The sequence below is a fragment of the Fructilactobacillus sp. X2R6C1 genome, from assembly GCF_059901295.1.
This window is the reverse complement of sequence record NZ_JBWXUZ010000001.1, coordinates 376,041-395,105: the sequence shown is the minus strand read 5'-3', so window position 1 is coordinate 395,105 and position 19,065 is coordinate 376,041. Positions and strand designations below refer to the sequence as shown.

The window sequence follows — 19,065 nt, the reverse complement described above, 5'->3', positions numbered from 1 at the left end:
CTCATTATTATTTGTTGTTATTCTTTTTCAAAAGAATTAAAAAGCGAATTGACTTCGCAAATGTTTAATTTTAAGTTCTACAACTTAAAATTACCTTACACTTGTAATCAAAATCTTGTTCAGTTTTCAAAGATCTACTCTGACGCAACGTCGTCTTATTGTATCTCAACGCCGCATGTAATAATATACCATGTGGTTAATTTATTGTCAATAGAAAAGTTTGACTAATTTTAACCAAATTGTTTTGGCGCACTTAACGACAAGAACTACTATACCAAGGAAACAAAATTACGTCAAGACTTTTTTACAAAAAAAGCACTTAGATCTTTATCTAAATGCTTTTTCTAATTATTTTAGTTCAGGAGCATCAGTATGATACATCGGAACCGTGGATTTGCCACCATTCTGATCAATTAGATCAGTTTTACGTTCTTTGTCAGCCTTATCCAACTGTTCCATTGCATTCTTCGGCTTATAATTATAGTCTTTTCGATCCACAGGCTTAAATCCTTTAGGATGATAGAAACGAAGTAAATCACCATAGATAACTCTATCAGAAAGAGACAAATCACTAGTTACATAGTTCTGAATTCCATCTACTTCCTGTTGTTGTTGCTTATTCGGCTTAATAACTTGACCAGTCTTAGAATCATAGATTGTTCCCCCAACCTTAGTGTATTTAGGAGTTACAAAATCTCCATCCCTAAATGGAACAATTTGATTAGGATTATTCCCCAACAAATCATGTCCAAACTGGATCATATCATCATTCTTAATTCCTAATAAATGAAGCAGCGTTGGTAAGACATCGATTTCTCCACCATAAGTATGATCAACGTGCCCATCCAAATTATCAGCATGGATCATAAATGGCACCTTCTGAAAGTTAGCCAAATCATAGTTATTAACCGACTTTTTACCTAACATCTTAGCAATTGCAGGACGATGATTATTAGAAATCCCATAATGGTCACCGTATAAAACAATGACACTATTCTTCATTAATCCCGTTGCTTTTAGATATGCTTCAAACTCACCAAAAGATTGATCTAAATAATGAGCCGTTTGGACATAAGGATCAACGGTACTATCCCCCGTTTTAAGAGCAGGAAAAGAAACATTTTGTTTATCTAATTCATAAGGATAATGATTAGTCAAAGTGATAATTTTGGCATAAAACGGCTGTGGTAGCTTTTCAAGATAAGGAACTGAATCTTTAAACATAATCTTATCTTTCATTCCATATCCAACATTATACGAAGGTTTCTTCTTATAGTAGTTGCTATCGAAGAAGTACTGATATCCCCAAGACTTATAAGTATTATCTCTATTCCAAAAGCTCGGAACATCTCCATGAAAGACAGCCGTCGAATAACCCTTTTGGTCTAAAATTGCTGGAGCCGCCTGGAAAGTATTCTGCGAACCATAAGTAACCATCGCAGATCCCTGGGGCAATCCATACAATGAATTTTCAAGCATCATTTCAGCATCTGAAGTCTTACCTTGAGCAACTTGATGGTAAAAGTTATCAAACGAAATCGTATGCTTATCACTATAAAACTTATTAATATTCGGAGTAACTTCCTGTCCATCAACTTTATAGTTGATTAAGAACTGTTGAAAACTCTCCAAATGAATAATAAAAACGTTTTTACCCTTTTCTTTCCCAAAATATTTAACGCTTGGATACGTCTGATGTTGATTAATAAATTTCTTGACACTATTCAAATCTGAAGCTTTCGCCTTTGCTCGCGTAGAACTCTCTTGGTGAGTTTGATATGCATTAAAAGCAGCGTATTCATTTAAGCCTAAATACTTAACGATATAATTATTATCAAACGTCCGAGTTAAAAGACCACTCCGATCCGAATTAGCAAGAGAATATTCTCCCCCCATAAGCAAAATCGAAAGTAAAGTAATTCCAATGGCATAGCGATACTTAAAGGGACGGTAATCAATTTTAATAATCCTGAAGACTAATAGTAAGATTAAAACCACAACATCCAAATAAATCAAAAAATCCGTTGGATGAAGAATTTCCATCATACTCTTGCCCAAATTATTTTGGACGTCTCCGGTTCCTTTAATAATACCAATTGACAAGAAGTCAGAGAATTCTCGATAATATAAAACATTAGCAAACATCCAAGTCGACTGTAGAAAATCAATTATCAGCATCAGCCAATAAGAAAGCTTGCCGCGAAAGTATAAAGCAATCCCAAACAAGAGCAGTCCTGATGGAATTGGATTAACAATCATCAAAAAGGTTTGCATGCCACCCTTAACACCCAAACTAAAGTCGACGTTATAAACAACCAAAGTAGTTATCCAATATAAAACGACTACCAGCACGAAGAAACCGATAGTAGTATTAAAAAAATTACGAATGCTTTTTAATATTCGAGACATTCTAGTTTCCTCCAAAACTCTTATGACTTTCGCTTTTAAGTATTTTCCTATTCTTTTGTGCCTTTTTACTTGGCTTCATCACGAGGGCAAAGGCTCCCAAAATCAAACCTAAGTAATACGTAAGAATCCGCCACAGGATCATCGCAAGTACTAGCTTACTTCCATTAGTAATATAACTTCTAAAAATCATCTCAAAGCTATACTCAGCTCCACCTGCTCCTCCAGGAATGGGAAAAATCGAGATAATCATCACAATCAAAATGTGGAGACTGGTTACCATTACCACATTAGCATTGGTATAACCTAACGAAAGCATAATAAAGTAGGGAATTAAGTAATAAAAAAGCAATTGAAAAAAAGTGATTATGAATATTTTAGCCATCAACTTCCCTTGGTGACCAATTCTCACACTCTCTTTATAAAAGTTATCAATCTTCTTATTTAATGTATTTACTAACTTATAAAATGTAGCATCTTTTACAAACCATTTCACTGGTTTGATACAAATATTAACAAATTTTTTAGTAAATGAATGCCAATACATGATCATAAGTAGTGAGACGATCACAAACATGTGAATTCCAAATCCGAACACAACAAACCATGCCAGAGCGTGCATTTTATCAATAACGTAGTTAAAACCGATTATTAACGCAATAAAAAAATTAATTACTATCATGGCTTGGTAAACAACAAACTTCATAAGTAGTGCAGAACTAGCCCGACCACCATCAACTCCCGATTGAATTAAAACAAATAGTTGAGCCGGCTGACCACCAGATGAAAACGGAGTGATCCCATTAAAAAGTTGCTCCACTAAAGGTACCCGGATTGCATCCCGAAAAGTAAAATTAGGATCACTATTTCGAACTAACATGTAAGTAATCACGGATTCAAGAGCAAAATAAAGCAAAATGCACCCTAAAGCAACTAATAACCACCATGGATTAATCTCAACAATATCTCTTATAAGAACGCTAAACTTAATGTCTCTAGCTGCATACCATGAAATAAGTAATCCAAGGGCAATCATGATAAGTAGTGAGACTTTATTTCTCCTGGACATTCAATTACCCCTTTTTCGCCTGGTCAAAATAAAAATCATGCCAAATCTTGGCTAGATGATCCTCGGAATAATAATCAGATGCTTTAAGTGATTTTTCAGCATATGCTTTCAGAAGCTTAGGATCATTTAACAACATCTTAAGTTTTTTATCCATTTCGGCCTCATTATTTGCTGAAATGTAATACCCGTCAATAATTTTTTTATAAAGGGATAAATCCCGCAACATAACAGGAATTCCACACGAGAATGCCTCTAAGACTGACATCGGGAATAACTCATTATACGACGGTAAAAGAAATAAATCAGCCATATTATAATAATTTACTAATTCTTTACGATCAACGATTCCGGGAAAACTCAGGTTTTGAGGTGGATTATCAACCAATTCTTTCAACTCAGAATATCCAGCTGTCATTTTTCCAAATGAAAATCCTCCTGCCCAAACAAATTGAACGTTTGGATTTTGCATTGCTAATTTACCAAAATCAAGAACGCCCTTTCTGGTCTGAACTTGACCGGTTCCGAGCACCGTAAACCGTTTTGTTTGATAACCATAACTACTTCTAAGAGCTTCTTTCTGGCTCTTTGAAACCGGATAAAATTCTTTTTTACTTACAAAATTTGGAATATATGTAATTTTCTTTTTATCAATCCCATATTTTTCAAGTTTAGGTATAAAAGTTGGATTTACAACGACAATATGATCCATCCGTTTATAAAAGGCAATTACATACTTATAAAAAATTTGTCGAAATGGAGTAGGAATTTTTAAACTCCCCTCAAGCGTTTCCGGCAAAAAATGAACGTATCCAATCTTTCGTCCCATTTTTTTTGAAAATGTAGACAAATAAAACGTTGGATTAATGGTGTGATAATGACTAATGTTCGCTTGATTAAATTTATTAATCTCAATGTCAAACTCGTTTGGAAAATGTTTCTTTAACATCTTAATTAACTCAATGTATGCACTACCAACTCCTTGACCTTTTACTTTGTCAGCAGTTGAAAACATATCTATCTTTAACATCAACAAAACTCCTCAGTCAGATGTGTTAGTTTGCTTAGCTTTAGTTCGATCAAACTCTTTGATTGTATCATCATAAAAGCTCAACATCTGATCCACAAAATACTCAGCTGAAATTTCGTGTAATTTCTCTTCACGGACATTTTCGGAATCGGGGTATTCACCTCGGTGTTGCAAATAATCCACCGTTTCAGAAACAAACCTTTCTTCTGACTCAAACGTCATTCCAATTGATTTATCATCAATTAAGTCATCGGTGTACGGACTTCTTGCAACGACAACTTTGGTGCCAGCAGCAACTGCTTCAATGTACGTTAACCCCTGAGACTCAGAATTAGACGTAGAAACAAAAACATCTGCCATTCGATAATAATCATTGACATGATTATTATTAATTTCCCCGGTGAAAATAACATGGTCGTTAAGTTTCATGTCAGACACTTGCTTCATTAAATCATCTTCGGCAGGTCCTTCACCCACAATTACAAGCATAGCATTTGGAACTTGATCCAAAATTTTAGGTAGTGCATCGATCATTTCGGAGATGTTTTTTTCATACGCAACTCGACTAACGGAAACCATCAATGGGGTCTCATCACTAATGCCTAATTTTTTTCTAATATCAACATGGTCATTTTCTTCATAATGCTTAACGTCAATCCCAGTTGGAATAATTCGAATGGGACTCTTAACCCCATAATCAGTAAGCTTGTCCAAGACACGCTTACTTGGTGCCACCACACCGTCCATGTGATGGCAAAAAGCTAACATCATTTCTTTTACGTGCACTGGTTTTAATAATTTGCCGTTAGCAACATAGTGCAAATAATCTTCATACATTGTGTGATAAGTGTGAATACAAGGAATATTCAAATTTTTAGCAACGAACTTCCCGATAATTCCAAGTGAAAATTCAGTTTGGGTATGAACGATATCTAATTTTAATTGCTTAGCAATTTGATAAGCCTGAAATATTCCTCTGACGGCGATTCTTCTTTCGGTAAAAGAAATAAAGGGAACACTTGAAAAACGGTAAATGTCTTTTTCATCGTCATCATTTTTTTCAACGTTAGGATCAGTTGTAGTAAAAATATAGACATGATTTCCACGCCTTTCTAACTCATCTTTTAACGTTTTGATTGACGTAGCAACTCCGCTAACTTGTGGAAAATAAGTATCTGTAAACAAACCAATATTCACGTTGTTTTCCCCTCTCTCTTTAACGTTAAACAAATGTAATTATATGGGTTTCCCGCATGGTTTGCAACTTTGTGCCTAACTACTCAAACCTAAGTAAACCATCTACTCTGGCATCTTAGAGATAAAGTCATCAATCATCTTATTAACGTCACTAGTGGTATCTGCATTTTTAATGACACTATCAGCTAACTTACTTGCTGATTTCGAATTAATTTTACTAATGTATGCTTTAGTTTTTAAAATTTGAGTTGGAGTGGCTGATAATTCATCCACTCCTAACCCAATCAAAAAAGGAATCACTTGTGGATCACACGCAACCTCACCACAAACACCCACGGTCTTAGAAGCGCTATGAACGATCCTAACGACCCTTTCAATTAAACGAAGCACGGCTGGATCACAAGCTTGGTACAAATAGGAAACACGCTCATTTAAACGATCAACGGCAACCGTGTACTGAACTAGATCATTAGTGCCAATACTTACAAAATCTACTCTTGAAATGATCTTATCAATCATAATTGCTGCCGCCGGAACTTCAATCATCGTTCCTAATTGAACATCTCCAAGTTTAACTCCTTTATCAATCAAATTCTGGCGTTCTTCAGTGTAAATCGAAAGAACCTGATCCAGCTCTGAGACCGTTGATATCATAGGAAACATGATCCGAATTGGTCCATAAGATGAAGATCTAAGGAGTGCCCTGATTTGAGTGCGAAAAACCTTGCTTTCACCTAAACTATAACGAATGGCACGATAGCCAAGAAAGGGATTCGTCTCATTATGGGAAATATTAGGCAAATAATTAACTAGTTTATCTCCACCAACATCCATTGTCCTAAAAGTTAACTGCTTTCCTTTTACTTTTGAAACAATGTTTTTGTACATCAAAAATTGTTCGTCTTCGCTCGGGAGATGGTCAGAATCCATGTAAATGTATTCGGTACGAAATAATCCAATTGAATCAGCCCCAACTTCTAAAGCATTATCAACTTCATTTTCGTTACTAACATTAGCCCCCAATAGCAGAGGGTGCTCATCTAATGTCTTGGTCGATTGGCCCTTGAACTTTTCCCATGACCTTTTTTGTTTTCTAAATTTTTCAAGCTTTGTCTGGAATTTCTCGATTTCATCTGAATTGGGACTTTCAATAACGTTTCCACTACTTCCGTCAACAATCAATTGTTCATCATTTTTTAAATGATTTAGGCTGTCCTGCAACCCTAGTACAGCTGGAACGTCCATACTTCTAGATATAATGGCTGCATGAGAATTCTTGGTTCCAACAGCTGTAACAATCCCTTTAATATTTTTCTTTTGAACTTGTGCAATCTGAGTTGGAGAAATGGAATTAGCAACAATAATAACTGGCTGGTTAATAAGTGATAGATCGGGAGTATCGACGCCAAGTAGACGTCCCAAAAGCTGGTCTCTGATATCTTCAATATCATGAACCCGTTCCCTTAAATACGGATCATTCATATTCAAAAAAATAGCTGCATATTGATTGAATACACGATTCAATGCAAATGCAGCATTCTTTTTTTCTTCTGTTATGACTCTTTTAACCTCATTAATCAACTCTGGATCAGATAAAACTTCTAAATAAAAATCTAAAATATCAAGATATTTCTCAGCCATTTCAACTCTATTACTTTGTTTGATTTTTATAATAGTAGTTTTGGTATCTTGAAACGTTTTTTTAAGGCGTGCTTTTTCTTCGTCTATACCCAAAAAGGCTTCTTTATTAAAAGTTAAATCTGGTTTAGTTAAACAATAAGCTTTTCCAAATGCGATCCCATCACTAACACCAATACCCTTAAAGGTAGTCATATTAGTCGATCAATCCTTCATCTTTCATGGTTTTAGCAATTGCATCAAGGGCTTCTTTAGCATCGTCACCATCGGCTGAAATAGTAATATCAGCACCTTGGCCAACTCCTAATGACATAACACCCATGATTGATTTTAAGTTTACAGATTTATCACCATATTCAAGACTAATATTTGAATCAAATTTGCTAGCGGTCTGAACTAACAAAGTTGCTGGACGAGCATGAATGCCAGTTTCTGCCGTGATTTTGAATTGACGTTTCTCCATAATGAACGCACTCCTTTAATCGTTTATTTAACTCTATTTACAGTTTAAGAATATCAATTTATCATCTAAAAAACAAGTAATTATCATAAATCGCTTACATAATTGTTATGACGCTAATTTTCAGACGAATAATGATAGGTTAAAATGCCCTTTTCGCTGGCTTTCCCTACGATTCTTTTCCGTGTTGGAAAGCTCATAAAAGCCTGCTGAAATTTCGGAAAATCCTTTGGTTCAACCGTCAAATATTTGATTTTTCCATCCTTTAATTGGTTTAAGAGTCCGGTAAAGTCATTTTCGTTTTTATCCATAATTATTGCCTCCTAATCGGTTTCAATGTTACCACATTAAAATAATTTCTAGATCAGTCAAAATACTTGATTGAATGTTATTAGTGCGTATAATATTCATGAATGGTCAATAAAGGTCAGACTTTCGTCTGACAATTTAGTTAAGCAAAAGGAGGCTTAAACTATGGAAGGACAAGGTTCATACGGATTTGGTAGTCTAGATGACTTTCTTCGTGCCATGCAAAATGGCCAAGTCAATGATTATCAAGTTCCACCACAAAGTGGACGCGGCAACGGCCGAAATGGTTCAAAATCAATTCTTTCAACTTACGGAACTGATTTAACTAAAAAAGCTAAAGCCGGAAAACTTGACCCAGTAATCGGTCGTGATAAAGAAACGGCTCGAGCAATCGAAGTTTTAAATCGTAGAGGCAAGAATAACCCAGTCTTGATTGGTGAAGCCGGAGTTGGAAAAACAGCAATCGTTGAGGGTCTCGCTCAAAAAATTGCTGATGGTACTGTTCCAGAAAAACTTCAAAACAAACAGGTAATTCAATTAGACATGGTTTCAATGGTTCAAGGCACAGGTATTCGTGGTCAATTTGAAAAACGAATGCAACAATTAATTAAAGAGGTTCAGTCAAACCGTAACATCATCTTATTCATTGATGAAATTCATGAAATCATGGGTGCAGGTAATGCTGAAGGTGGCATGGACGCAGGTAACGTCTTAAAACCCGCTCTTGCTCGTGGGGACTTTCAATTAATTGGAGCAACCACCCTAAAAGAATACCGTGACATTGAAAAAGACTCTGCTCTTTCAAGACGACTTCAACCAATCATGGTCAAAGAACCAACGGTTGATCAGTCCATCAAGATTCTAAAGGGTCTACAAAATCGTTATGAAAACTATCATCTAGTCAAGTATACCGAGCAAGCAGTGAAAGCGGCAGCTACCCTTTCCGATCGTTATATCAGTGATCGTTACCTTCCGGACAAGGCAATTGATTTACTTGATGAAACTGGTTCCAGAAAGAATTTAACTTTAAACATTGTTGATCCAAAAACAATTGACAAAGAGATTGACAGTGCTGAAAACGAAAAGAAGACGGCTTTAGATAAAGAAGACTACGAACAAGCCGCTTACTACCGTGATAAGATCAAACGACTTCATCAAAATAAGGATAAGGGTGCTACAAGTGAGAAACACAACACCGTTACTGAAAAGGATATGCAACAAGTTGTTGAAGAAATGACCAATATCCCAGTTGGAGAACTACAAACCAAAGAACAACAACAATTAAAGGACTTAGCTCCAAATTTAAAGCAACATGTGATCGGACAGGACAAGGCTGTTGATTCTGTTGCTAAAGCCATTAAACGAAATCGAATTGGTTTTAATGGTAGCGGTCGTCCGATTGGTTCATTCCTATTCGTTGGATCCACTGGGATTGGTAAGACTGAGATGGCTAAACAACTTGCCAAAGAATTATTTGGATCCGAAGATTCAATGATTCGATTTGACATGTCAGAGTATCGTGAACCACAATCAGTTGCTAAATTGATTGGTTCACCGCCTGGCTACGTTGGATACGATGAAGCTGGCCAATTAACCGAAAAAGTCCGTCGTAATCCTTACAGCTTGATTCTGTTAGATGAAGTTGAAAAAGCTCATCCAGACGTTCTTCACACATTCTTACAAATCTTAGATGACGGTCGTTTGACTGACTCACAAGGTCGAACGGTTTCCTTTAAGGACACTGTCATCATTATGACTAGTAACGCCGGAAGCAATGCCGAAGCAAGCGTTGGGTTTACACCAGAAGCAACTGGTAAAACTCATTCTGTGATGGATAAATTAGGACTTTATTTCAAACCTGAATTTCTCAATCGTTTTGATGACATCGTCGAATTCAACCAGCTTTCTAAGAATAACTTAAATCAAATTGTCGATCTGATGATTAAAGATATGAATAACATGTTAGCGTCAAGAAACGTTCACATTGATGTTTCCAAATCGGCCAAAGCAAAAATTGTCGAACTCGGTTACAATCCGTCAATGGGTGCCCGTCCGCTTCGACGAGTAATTCAAGAACAGTTAGAAGACCAAACGGCCGACTACTTCTTGAATCATCCAGAAACTAACAATCTTGTTGCTGATACAGACAAGAACAACAATATCGTTATTAGTACTAAGTAGTGAAAGAGACTTAGATTAGAATTCTAATCTAGGTCTTTTTTTATTTCCAGAAATGGTAAAATCAATATAAACCATCTTTGGAGGAAAATTATGTTTAATTGGATGAAAAAAATCTTTTCAAAAAATAATCATAACTACAAGCATTCAAAACATCGGATGAAAAGACCAATCAGACAAAACAACGTTAAAAAGACGACAACCTCCATAGATCCATCCGAAATTTCTTTAAACAAACCAAAATCAATTCATACCACCACTCCATTACCTGCCGAAAATCATCAATCAACTCCTAAAAAAGAGGTTATCAGAACCCCAAGTACAGTTTTTATGGAATTTGTCGATCAAAACGGGAATCAATTAAAATCAACTGAAATCATTAGTGGTTCAGTTGGTGATCCAATTAATTTCATCGTTCCCAAAATAAAAAACTACATATTAGTTAGTGTTGATGGAATGACTAAAAAAATGCAAGCAAAAAAACAACTAATCAAGTTTCATTACATCCCTAAGTTAAGCCAACCAGTTAGCGTTTACTGTTTTGATTTTGATTCATTTCGCTTGCTTCTCCCTCCCAAAATCGTGAATGGTCCATTAAACCAGCAGTTTACACTAAAGGCTCCTGTGATTCCTAACTACCAGCTTCACCTATCGGTTGGTGACTTAACCGGTCAATTCACAAATAAAACCAAAAATATCATCTTATATTACCGACGTTCTAACTGGAAAGTGGTTCAGTCAGTCAATTATTTAGTCAAAATGAAAATCCCCACTTCCGTTTATGATTCACCGGTGCGAAAGCAAAAATACGATCAAATTTTGCCAGCTGGATCAACTTGGCGTGTCTTTACAGAAATTCGAACTAATCAAGATGATTGGTTAAATCTCGGCGGATCACAATGGATCAAAAAGCGATCCACGATTCGTACCCATAACAATGACAAACGTCTAACCTAAAAAAATCCCACTCTTATTGAGTGGGATTTTTTACAAATTTTTATCCATGTTATACGTCAATTTAGAGAGTGTAAGACCCTTTTCCATCAATTCATGCATAAATTGATAGATTCGACTCCTCATTTCTTTGACCAATTGCTGATTCTGATCTTTCAAAAATTCAGATGCGTCCTGATCATTCATATTAGCAGCTTGACCCATCGTATCTGATATATGCCCTAAAAATAACTCGTTAGCATGTTTCTTAAAATCACGATCCTGTTGAATAAAATTACTGTAATGAGATTCAACGATCATCGATAGTTTACGATACATCCAGTATGCGCTCTTATCATCCATCGTTAGAGGGGTAACCTCATAACTTGGATCAGTCTCGTCAACGTTCGCAAAAAAAGGAACATATGGACTAAAGGCGGGAATTCCAAAATTTAGCCACATAATTGCCGAACATTTATCACTTACATCATTTCTAATTTGCAGAACATGTGAATTTTGGGTTCGATTCATTGAAATTGGTCTAAACTGAGTATTCGATTCCTCTGGATCCTTAGCTAATGGATCATATTTGGTTTCGTTATAATGAGAACTCAAAATAAACTCAACATCACTAACTTCAATTTTACGGCTTGCTTTTCTAATAAACGGGAGGTCATTTGAGGTTGGCTCCTGCTCAATCTCGGGATTCAGCACCCTTTGGCCATACCAAACTCGAGGTGTGTTGTAATGGTGATCAAATTCATTATGAGTTCCAAAGATGTGTCTAAAATTAAATCCCTCTTTATCAGGATTTAACTGGTACTTTTCAACAAACTCTTGTAACCCATCGGAATACATAAAATTTTCTGGATCATCAAAGTCAACCTGTTGAATTGCAACTTCGTTTGCTACGACCGCATAACAATCGTCAGGAATTCGCTGTGCGACCCAGTGGTGACCAGTAACGATCTCCATGTACCAGACTTCGTTATTGTCACTAAAAAGGACCCCATTTCCCTCTGGTGAACCATACTTTTTGATTAAATTTCCCAGATAAGTAACTCCATCCCTTGCAGAATTAATGTAAGGGAGAACCATCGATTGTAAAGAATCTTCAGCCAGTCCGTGCTGAACAAGCGGATCATGAGCTAAAGCATGCTCGTTTCCATAAACACTTTCAGTGGCACTCATTGCAACATTCTTTTCATTAAATCCACTTTCAGCATAAACGCCTTCTTTTTTAACGTCAGCGTTCGGTGTCATCAAAATTCGGTAACCCGACTTTGGCATTGGGGCAGTAAAACCATTTTGGTTGGATTTCCAAACTTTGTCCTCGTCATGATATGCAGGTTGAACATAAAAACGTTGAGGAGTTAATGGTAAAAAGGTATCATCATTTCTAGAAATCATCGTTGACCCATCAACACTAGCGTCTTTACCAACCATCACACTGGTACAAGCACTTAACTTTTTCATAATTCATATCCACCTTTCACAAAAACTAGTTTATATCGAATATTACGTCAATTCAATCCTAAAGCTTGGCAGTTAACTTGACATCAGGATATTTATCTTTAAACCAGCGTTCTGCAAACTCATTTTCAAAAAGGAATAACGGATCCCCCTTTTGATCCCGTACTAAAATATTTCTAGACGAAGACATCTTTTCGTCCAGCTGGTCAGGGTCAATCCACCGGGCAATTTTATGCCCCATTGGTTCCATCACAACATCTGAGTTATATTCATTTTTCATTCGAAACTGAAATACTTCAAACTGAAGCTGACCAACTGCTCCCAAGATATACTGTCCCGTGCTGTAATTAGTGTAGAGCTGAATGGCTCCCTCTTGTACTAATTGTTGAATGCCCTTATGAAACGACTTCTGCTTCATAACGTTTTTGGCTGAAACTCTCATAAATAGTTCTGGAGTGAACTGTGGCAGCTTTTCAAACGCAATCGGTTTTTTGCCGGTATAAATGGTGTCGCCAATCTGAAAATTACCAGTATCATAAAGACCAATAATATCTCCAGCAACCGCTGTTTGAACGTTTTCACGCGTATTAGCCATAAATTCAGTAACGTTTGATAAACGGATCGGCTTCCGGGTACGATCAAGGGTAACATCCATGCCTTTTTGAAATTCACCAGAGCAAATTCGTACAAAGGCAATTCGATCACGATGACGTGGATTCATATTAGCCTGAATCTTAAACACAAATCCAGAAAATTCTGGTGCTGTTGGCTCAATTTCATTTCCTTGAAGAGTTTTGTGAGGACCTGGAGCTGGTGAGAGCTTCAAATAAGCGTCTAAAAAAGTTTTAACCCCAAAGTTAACCAACGCTGAGCCAAAGAAGACTGGTGTTTGATCACCCTTGGCAATTTTTTCTCTGCTAAATTGATTCCCAGCTTCAGAGATTAAATCCATTTCACTTCTAGCATCTTGATAAATGCTATCGTCTGCTAGTGAGTTATCTCCAATAAGATTGCCATCATCATCTAGTTTAATAAAGTTCTGACCATCCGTTTCTGGTTTATAAAGTTCAACTCGATGATCATAACGGTCGTACAGCCCCTTTAAAATTCGACCAGAGCCAATGGGCCAGTTCATCGGATAAGCCTCAATTCCCAGTACATCTTCCAATTGATCGATTAATTCCATGGGATCCTTGCTATCACGATCAAGCTTATTCATGAAAGTAAAAATTGGAATTCCACGCATTTTACAAATTTTAAATAACTTTTTAGTTTGCGGTTCAATCCCCTTAGCGGCGTCAATCACCATCACGGCAGAATCCACTGCCATAAGAGTCCGGTAAGTGTCTTCTGAAAAATCTTCATGTCCCGGTGTATCAAGAATGTTAATCCTTTTTCCCTGATAATCGAACTGCATAACCGAACTAGTAACTGAAATTCCACGCTTCTGTTCAATTTCCATCCAATCTGACTTAGCAAAATTTCCACTTTTTTTAGCCTTAACGGTTCCAGCTTCCCGAACAATCCCACCAAAGAGGAGTAGCTGTTCGGTGATAGTGGTTTTCCCAGCATCAGGATGGGAAATAATGGCAAACGTTCTTCGTTTATCGACTTCTTTTTCTAGGTCTGCTTTTTTCATCTTTACTTCCTTTCTGTTATAGATTAATTGTATACCATCAAACAAACAAAAAATCCGGAAAACTCCGGATTATTTTTAACGAATTTGTTGCATCACATAATCAATCGTCTTAATCGAACTAAGTCCATCGTTAATCCGACAGAAGCGATTGTAAAATTGCATAAATTTAGGATCGTTTTCAACGTTTTCGTCTTTTAAATCAGTTGAGATTCCCTTCATTAACTCATCAGAATCATAGACGATCCTTCCAGGCAAATCTCGTTCATAATTCAAGTAAAAGCCACGCAACTCATCCTTATACACGTGATAGTCATAAGGATAGAACAAAATTGGCCGTTTAAGGTAGGCGTAGTCAAAAAAGACTGAGGAATAGTCGGTTACCAGCAAATCTGAAATTAAATATAAATCAGAAATGTTGGAATAGTTCGATAGGTCATAGACGAACCCTTTGTAATCAGAGACGTCTAATGCATTCGAAATCAAGTAGTGCATCCGTAGAATTAGGACAGTATCACTTCCAAAGTGTTGTTTGAACTCTTCCAAACTAAACGGTAGCTTAAAAGTATATTTCCCCTTGCTCTCAAACTGATTATCTCGGTAAGTAGGAGCATATAGGACAACTTTCTTGTCCCGTGGGATTCCCAATCGATCCTTAATCTTATTAATCTCAGTAGGATTATTCCCGTTAATCAATTCATCATTTCTTGGATATCCCACCTTTAAAATCTTGTTTTCATACCCGAAGGCACTTCTAAAGACCTTGGTTGAAAAATCATTTGGTGAAATCAATGCATCCCAACGATTAGCTTCTTTAACAAAGTTATCATGGTACTTATTGGTTGTCGTACCAGGCATTGAAACTCGTTCAATATCTAACCCTAACTTCTTTAATGGTGTGCCATGCCAAGTTTGAACATACGTTACATAGTCTGGTTTAACGACCCAGGCAGGAAATCTAGCATTGCTAATCCATACCTTAGCCTTTCCCATGGTACGAACCCAACGTCCCGTATTTTTAATTACATAATTAATGTTATGATCCTTACAAAATTGCTTTTGTGACTTTTGAATGGACCACACAAAGTTAATCTTAGGATGTAATTTTTTAAACACCTGATAGATAGCATAAGGACTATCACTCACCTGACGTCCACCAAAGCTCTCAAACACGATCGTCGTAGTAGCAAATGGTGTATGCCCCCGTTTAAACAACTTTCGTAAGCGCAAACGATTAACTTTACTTAATAAGATTTTAAACAATTTCCACAAATGCTTAGCTTTTCCGTAAAACTTAGTAAGTCTTTTTGTAGGAGACGGCCATCTTCTTTTAATAACACGAAGTTGACCCTGCTTTCCCTCTTTTAATACTAATTCACGATTATCACCTAAGTGAGAAACGGTTTTAAACGATGAAAGCGAAACATCCATCACCAATCTTTGCTGAAAATGCTTACCATGATAGTCATACCTGATATACAAACGATATGTATCTTCATCCTTTAGCTCTTTAAGCGGAATGGTAATCGCAAAAATCCCTTGAAAAGGTGAATCGGTAATCGGATAAAGTCGTTTGCTTTGATCACTTGCTTGCTTAATTACAATTGCCATTTGATCAAGTTTTTTACCGTCAATGTGGTTAAACCCCGTTAATCGTAAATTACCGCCACCAAGCAAATTAACCGAGTTCATCACAAATTGCTTTTTAGATCGGTTCGTTCTGACATAAAAGACTGCCATGCCAGACGGGTCAATCTCATATTGATAATAAGCATTTAACCCAATCCGCCGAACGGCATTCACGTATTCACTTTCAACTTGAATAAGGGTTCGATGGTCACTATTACCACACGAATAATAGAGTTGCCATTCAAATTCATCCTGTCCCACGGAGTCAAAGTGAAATTTATTTGGATCAATTATAATTGCTGCCTCATTGCCACTTACATCCCCTTTAAGAATAGGGACGGTGATTGAGGCTAAGCTTTCTTTTTCAATCAAAGTAACAGTTGCATCTTCATCAGCGTAACTAGGATTAATTAACTCAAATTCAATTTTCAACTTTGTTTGTTTTGGTATAACGTTAGAAAGTATTGCTCGCATTATTTCTCCTTAATAGTTGAAAATCACGTTTTGACCAAGATATTTAGAAAAGTTAACCATATCATCCAAATCGATAAAAATGGTAGTCTCCTTACCTTCAGCATACTTATTAACTAAAGCAACGTTAAATGCTGAAATATCACTATAACGGCTTGCATTGCCATAGTCTGAAATGACATATGATCGAGCATCTGAACCTTTAGACAAATACTTCAAATTACCAAGATTAACATCATAATCGATTAAATCACTAGTTGGTCTAGCAATCTTTAAACTTGTTTCTGGAGGTGAAACAACCGAGGTTTTACTAAGATAAAAAATCTGAGCTGCTCCACCGTTACTTTGATCCACCCGACATGCCACGTCACCACGTTGATTTAAAAATTTAATTACTTGATGTTCATCATTAATCCGTTTGAAAACAGCAGTAGCGTTATCATGATTGTCATAATAAATCGTTTTACTAACGTAGGGCCCATCATAAAAGATCACTTTGAATAAGCCTGACCCAGCCAAAATTTCCTTTCGTTCAGCTCGAACCACCCCATTATGGTCACTGTAGACTTGAACGGACTGACCCTTAACCACTCTGTCGTGAACGTCAAATTGGGTTAAATCGTTATTTAAATCATGATTTTGATCAAAAATTCCACGTTGTTTACTAAAAACGTCAAACAATTGGATGATTTCTAATTGCACTTGCTGATGAAAAGAATCAGATAACTTCCTAATCAAAGTGGCCACGTACTGTGATTGATCATAGTTTAAAATGGAAATTACAACTTTAACTGAATTCCCGTCATCGATCATTCTTTCCAATCGTTCTTTAAATCGGGGCTTTTCAGCTCCATGAACTGAAGTTACCAAAAAAAATGCTTGTTTCATTTTGCTCCCCTTAAACTAAAACATTCTAAGAAATAAAACGAAGAATCCTTGGACTCAAACTAATCTTTCCAATCCTTTTGGCTCGTGACGCCTAAATCAGACTTGATCTTAGACGTTGAAATTCCTTGGGTTCGCGGCAAATAAATTACTTTACAATACTCTTTAAGAAAGTCAAACTTACCCTTCCAATCGTCACCCATCACAAAGATATCAATCTTATGATCTTTAATATCTTGAATCTTCTGGTTCCATCCCTTTTCAGGAATTACTTCGTCAACGTAGCGGATAGCGTCTAAAATGTACTTACGATCCTCATAAGAATTATAAGCACGTTTCCCCTTTACGGCATTAAACTCATCCGTCGAAAGACCTACCGTCAATGAATCACCTAATTCACGAGCACGTTTTAATAAACGCACATGACCCTTGTGAAGCAGATCAAATGTGCCATACGTAATTACTTTCGTCATAATATCTCCTGTCAGAAGACCATAATTAATACTCCTATTTATCAACAACTAAATGTTAGCATATCTTCCATTATCGTCAATAAAATTCACGATCCATAACTAAAGTTTAATTTGGCTCATTTTCAGATGAATTAGTTTTTGCTGAATTAGTGGAGTTCGAATCGTCATGTTGAACTAACCAAATATTGTAACAATATTCAATCACAACCTTCGCAATCGCATAAACTGGAATGGCTAGAATCATCCCAAACAACCCAGCAATGTGGCCAGCTGCAAGTAAAATGATAATAATAGTTAGTGGATGAATCTTTAATGATTTCCCAATCACATTCGGGTACACCAAGTTTCCATCAATTTGTTGAACAATAATGACTACCACAATTACCCAGATAACTTGCATAATATTATCTGAAAAAGCAACAAAAAGTGATGGAATAATTCCAATGTAGGGACCAACGTACGGGATGATATTACATAATCCGGCAAAGACCCCGAGCAAAAGAGCATACTTTTGGCCGATCAGAAAGTATCCTAAAGTGGTAAACGTTCCAACAAACAGACACTCAATAACCTGGCCACCGATGTAACGTGAGAGGGTATGATTCATTTTTTTAAGTAGCGTTACCGTTTGTTTCCTGTGGTGTTTGGAAAGTCCGGGAGTTAACTTTTCAATGCTTGGAAGTAGTTTGTTTCCATCCTTTAACATGTAAAACAGAATGACAGGAACAGTAATTGCCGTGATAACCACGTTCGTTGCCATCGAAATAATCGTTCCCGCACTATTCGTCAAATTAGCCAAAACTGTTTTCAAATACGATGAATATGAGGACTGAATCTTGTCAACAATGGGACGCCAGTCCACTTTTTTTAAAAATCCATAACGTGTGATTTTAGTTAGTAATGTCTGCCCTTGTTTAGCAAATTCAGGCGCTGCCCCTACCATGTTAGCCACCTGAGTAATCAACCGTGGTACAAATGAAAACGCCATGTAAACAATAACCCCAATCACAATCAAAAATACGATGGCGGTGGCCCAGGTACGATTAATGTGTTTTGTTTTTGTGATTTTTATTTTCATTAGGAGGTTAACGATCGGATTTAACATGTAATACAAGAATCCCGCTAACAAGAGTGGAACGAAGATCGTTGACACAAAAATTACAATCGGCGAAAAAACAAAACTAATTTTGGAACATAAATAAACGATTCCAACTGCAATCAAAATCTCAACCGTCCAAAAAAATAAAGCCGAATTTTTAAATCTATTCATTTGATTCACTC

Annotated in this window: 15 protein-coding genes; 2 read left to right on the top strand and 13 right to left on the bottom strand. The window is 36.5% G+C overall.

Annotated elements, in window-relative coordinates:
• Positions 1–348: 348 nt before the first annotated feature.
• From AC6UDF_RS02000 to ykzS, 7 genes are all read right to left on the bottom strand, one after another.
• Positions 349–2,409 (bottom strand): LTA synthase family protein, encoded by a 2,061-nt coding sequence (locus tag AC6UDF_RS02000; protein ID WP_500693603.1) that lies wholly within the window; start codon positions 2,407–2,409, stop codon positions 349–351.
• Between the two features lies 1 nt (position 2,410).
• Complete coding sequence (locus AC6UDF_RS01995) at positions 2,411–3,475, bottom strand: lysylphosphatidylglycerol synthase transmembrane domain-containing protein (protein WP_500693602.1); 1,065 nt, start codon at positions 3,473–3,475, stop codon at positions 2,411–2,413.
• 4 nt (positions 3,476–3,479) lie between these two features.
• Complete coding sequence (locus AC6UDF_RS01990; RefSeq protein WP_500693601.1) at positions 3,480–4,502, bottom strand: glycosyltransferase family 4 protein; 1,023 nt, start codon at positions 4,500–4,502, stop codon at positions 3,480–3,482.
• A gap of 12 nt (positions 4,503–4,514) precedes the next feature.
• Positions 4,515–5,699 carry a glycosyltransferase family 4 protein gene (locus tag AC6UDF_RS01985; protein WP_500693600.1) on the bottom strand — a complete coding sequence of 395 codons (1,185 nt, stop codon included), beginning with the start codon at positions 5,697–5,699 and terminating at the stop codon, positions 4,515–4,517.
• A gap of 102 nt (positions 5,700–5,801) precedes the next feature.
• A complete protein-coding gene (ptsP, locus tag AC6UDF_RS01980) occupies positions 5,802–7,532 on the bottom strand; it encodes a phosphoenolpyruvate--protein phosphotransferase (RefSeq protein ID WP_500693599.1) in 1,731 nt (576 codons plus the stop codon).
• A gap of 1 nt (position 7,533) precedes the next feature.
• On the bottom strand, positions 7,534–7,800 hold the full coding sequence (locus AC6UDF_RS01975; RefSeq protein ID WP_500693598.1) for a phosphocarrier protein HPr: 267 nt from the start codon (positions 7,798–7,800) through the stop codon (positions 7,534–7,536).
• A gap of 113 nt (positions 7,801–7,913) precedes the next feature.
• Complete coding sequence (gene ykzS / locus AC6UDF_RS01970; RefSeq protein WP_500693597.1) at positions 7,914–8,108, bottom strand: protein YkzS; 195 nt, start codon at positions 8,106–8,108, stop codon at positions 7,914–7,916.
• 163 nt (positions 8,109–8,271) lie between these two features.
• On the opposite strand from ykzS, the gene AC6UDF_RS01965 reads away from it, so the two are divergent.
• Together AC6UDF_RS01965 and AC6UDF_RS01960 are read left to right on the top strand one after the other, a co-directional pair.
• Positions 8,272–10,287 (top strand): ATP-dependent Clp protease ATP-binding subunit, encoded by a 2,016-nt coding sequence (locus tag AC6UDF_RS01965; protein WP_500693596.1) that lies wholly within the window; start codon positions 8,272–8,274, stop codon positions 10,285–10,287.
• A gap of 90 nt (positions 10,288–10,377) precedes the next feature.
• The gene (locus AC6UDF_RS01960) at positions 10,378–11,241 is read left to right on the top strand and encodes a MucBP domain-containing protein (protein ID WP_500709625.1); all 864 of its coding nucleotides are present in this window, start codon (positions 10,378–10,380) and stop codon (positions 11,239–11,241) included.
• Positions 11,242–11,271: 30 nt separating this feature from the next.
• On the opposite strand, the gene AC6UDF_RS01955 is transcribed toward AC6UDF_RS01960, so the two are convergent.
• The 6 genes from AC6UDF_RS01955 to AC6UDF_RS01930 form a co-directional block, all read right to left on the bottom strand.
• Positions 11,272–12,693 (bottom strand): C69 family dipeptidase, encoded by a 1,422-nt coding sequence (locus tag AC6UDF_RS01955; protein WP_500693594.1) that lies wholly within the window; start codon positions 12,691–12,693, stop codon positions 11,272–11,274.
• Between the two features lie 58 nt (positions 12,694–12,751).
• Positions 12,752–14,329, bottom strand: a complete 1,578-nt coding sequence (locus AC6UDF_RS01950) for a peptide chain release factor 3 (RefSeq protein WP_500693593.1) — start codon at positions 14,327–14,329, stop codon at positions 12,752–12,754.
• Positions 14,330–14,404: 75 nt separating this feature from the next.
• Positions 14,405–16,429, bottom strand: coding sequence for a CDP-glycerol glycerophosphotransferase family protein (locus AC6UDF_RS01945; RefSeq protein WP_500693592.1), 2,025 nt, complete (start codon positions 16,427–16,429; stop codon positions 14,405–14,407).
• A gap of 9 nt (positions 16,430–16,438) precedes the next feature.
• Positions 16,439–17,314, bottom strand: a complete 876-nt coding sequence (locus AC6UDF_RS01940; protein ID WP_500693591.1) for a hypothetical protein — start codon at positions 17,312–17,314, stop codon at positions 16,439–16,441.
• Positions 17,315–17,373: 59 nt separating this feature from the next.
• A complete protein-coding gene (gene tagD, locus AC6UDF_RS01935; protein WP_500693590.1) occupies positions 17,374–17,784 on the bottom strand; it encodes a glycerol-3-phosphate cytidylyltransferase in 411 nt (136 codons plus the stop codon).
• Positions 17,785–17,890: 106 nt separating this feature from the next.
• Complete coding sequence (locus tag AC6UDF_RS01930) at positions 17,891–19,054, bottom strand: AI-2E family transporter (RefSeq protein ID WP_500693589.1); 1,164 nt, start codon at positions 19,052–19,054, stop codon at positions 17,891–17,893.
• Positions 19,055–19,065 lie beyond the last annotated feature (11 nt).

Coding starts and splice junctions, on each gene's coding strand:
- AC6UDF_RS01975 (WP_500693598.1), bottom strand. CDS start 7,800: ATGGAGAAACGTCAATTCAAAATCACGGCAGAAACTGGCATTCATGCT.
- AC6UDF_RS01940 (WP_500693591.1), bottom strand. CDS start 17,314: ATGAAACAAGCATTTTTTTTGGTAACTTCAGTTCATGGAGCTGAAAAG.
- AC6UDF_RS01945 (WP_500693592.1), bottom strand. CDS start 16,429: ATGCGAGCAATACTTTCTAACGTTATACCAAAACAAACAAAGTTGAAA.
- AC6UDF_RS01995 (WP_500693602.1), bottom strand. CDS start 3,475: ATGTCCAGGAGAAATAAAGTCTCACTACTTATCATGATTGCCCTTGGA.
- tagD (WP_500693590.1), bottom strand. CDS start 17,784: ATGACGAAAGTAATTACGTATGGCACATTTGATCTGCTTCACAAGGGT.
- AC6UDF_RS01930 (WP_500693589.1), bottom strand. CDS start 19,054: ATGAATAGATTTAAAAATTCGGCTTTATTTTTTTGGACGGTTGAGATT.
- ykzS (WP_500693597.1), bottom strand. CDS start 8,108: ATGGATAAAAACGAAAATGACTTTACCGGACTCTTAAACCAATTAAAG.
- AC6UDF_RS01990 (WP_500693601.1), bottom strand. CDS start 4,502: ATGTTAAAGATAGATATGTTTTCAACTGCTGACAAAGTAAAAGGTCAA.
- AC6UDF_RS01950 (WP_500693593.1), bottom strand. CDS start 14,329: ATGAAAAAAGCAGACCTAGAAAAAGAAGTCGATAAACGAAGAACGTTT.
- AC6UDF_RS01955 (WP_500693594.1), bottom strand. CDS start 12,693: ATGAAAAAGTTAAGTGCTTGTACCAGTGTGATGGTTGGTAAAGACGCT.
- AC6UDF_RS02000 (WP_500693603.1), bottom strand. CDS start 2,409: ATGTCTCGAATATTAAAAAGCATTCGTAATTTTTTTAATACTACTATC.
- AC6UDF_RS01965 (WP_500693596.1), top strand. CDS start 8,272: ATGGAAGGACAAGGTTCATACGGATTTGGTAGTCTAGATGACTTTCTT.
- AC6UDF_RS01960 (WP_500709625.1), top strand. CDS start 10,378: ATGTTTAATTGGATGAAAAAAATCTTTTCAAAAAATAATCATAACTAC.
- ptsP (WP_500693599.1), bottom strand. CDS start 7,532: ATGACTACCTTTAAGGGTATTGGTGTTAGTGATGGGATCGCATTTGGA.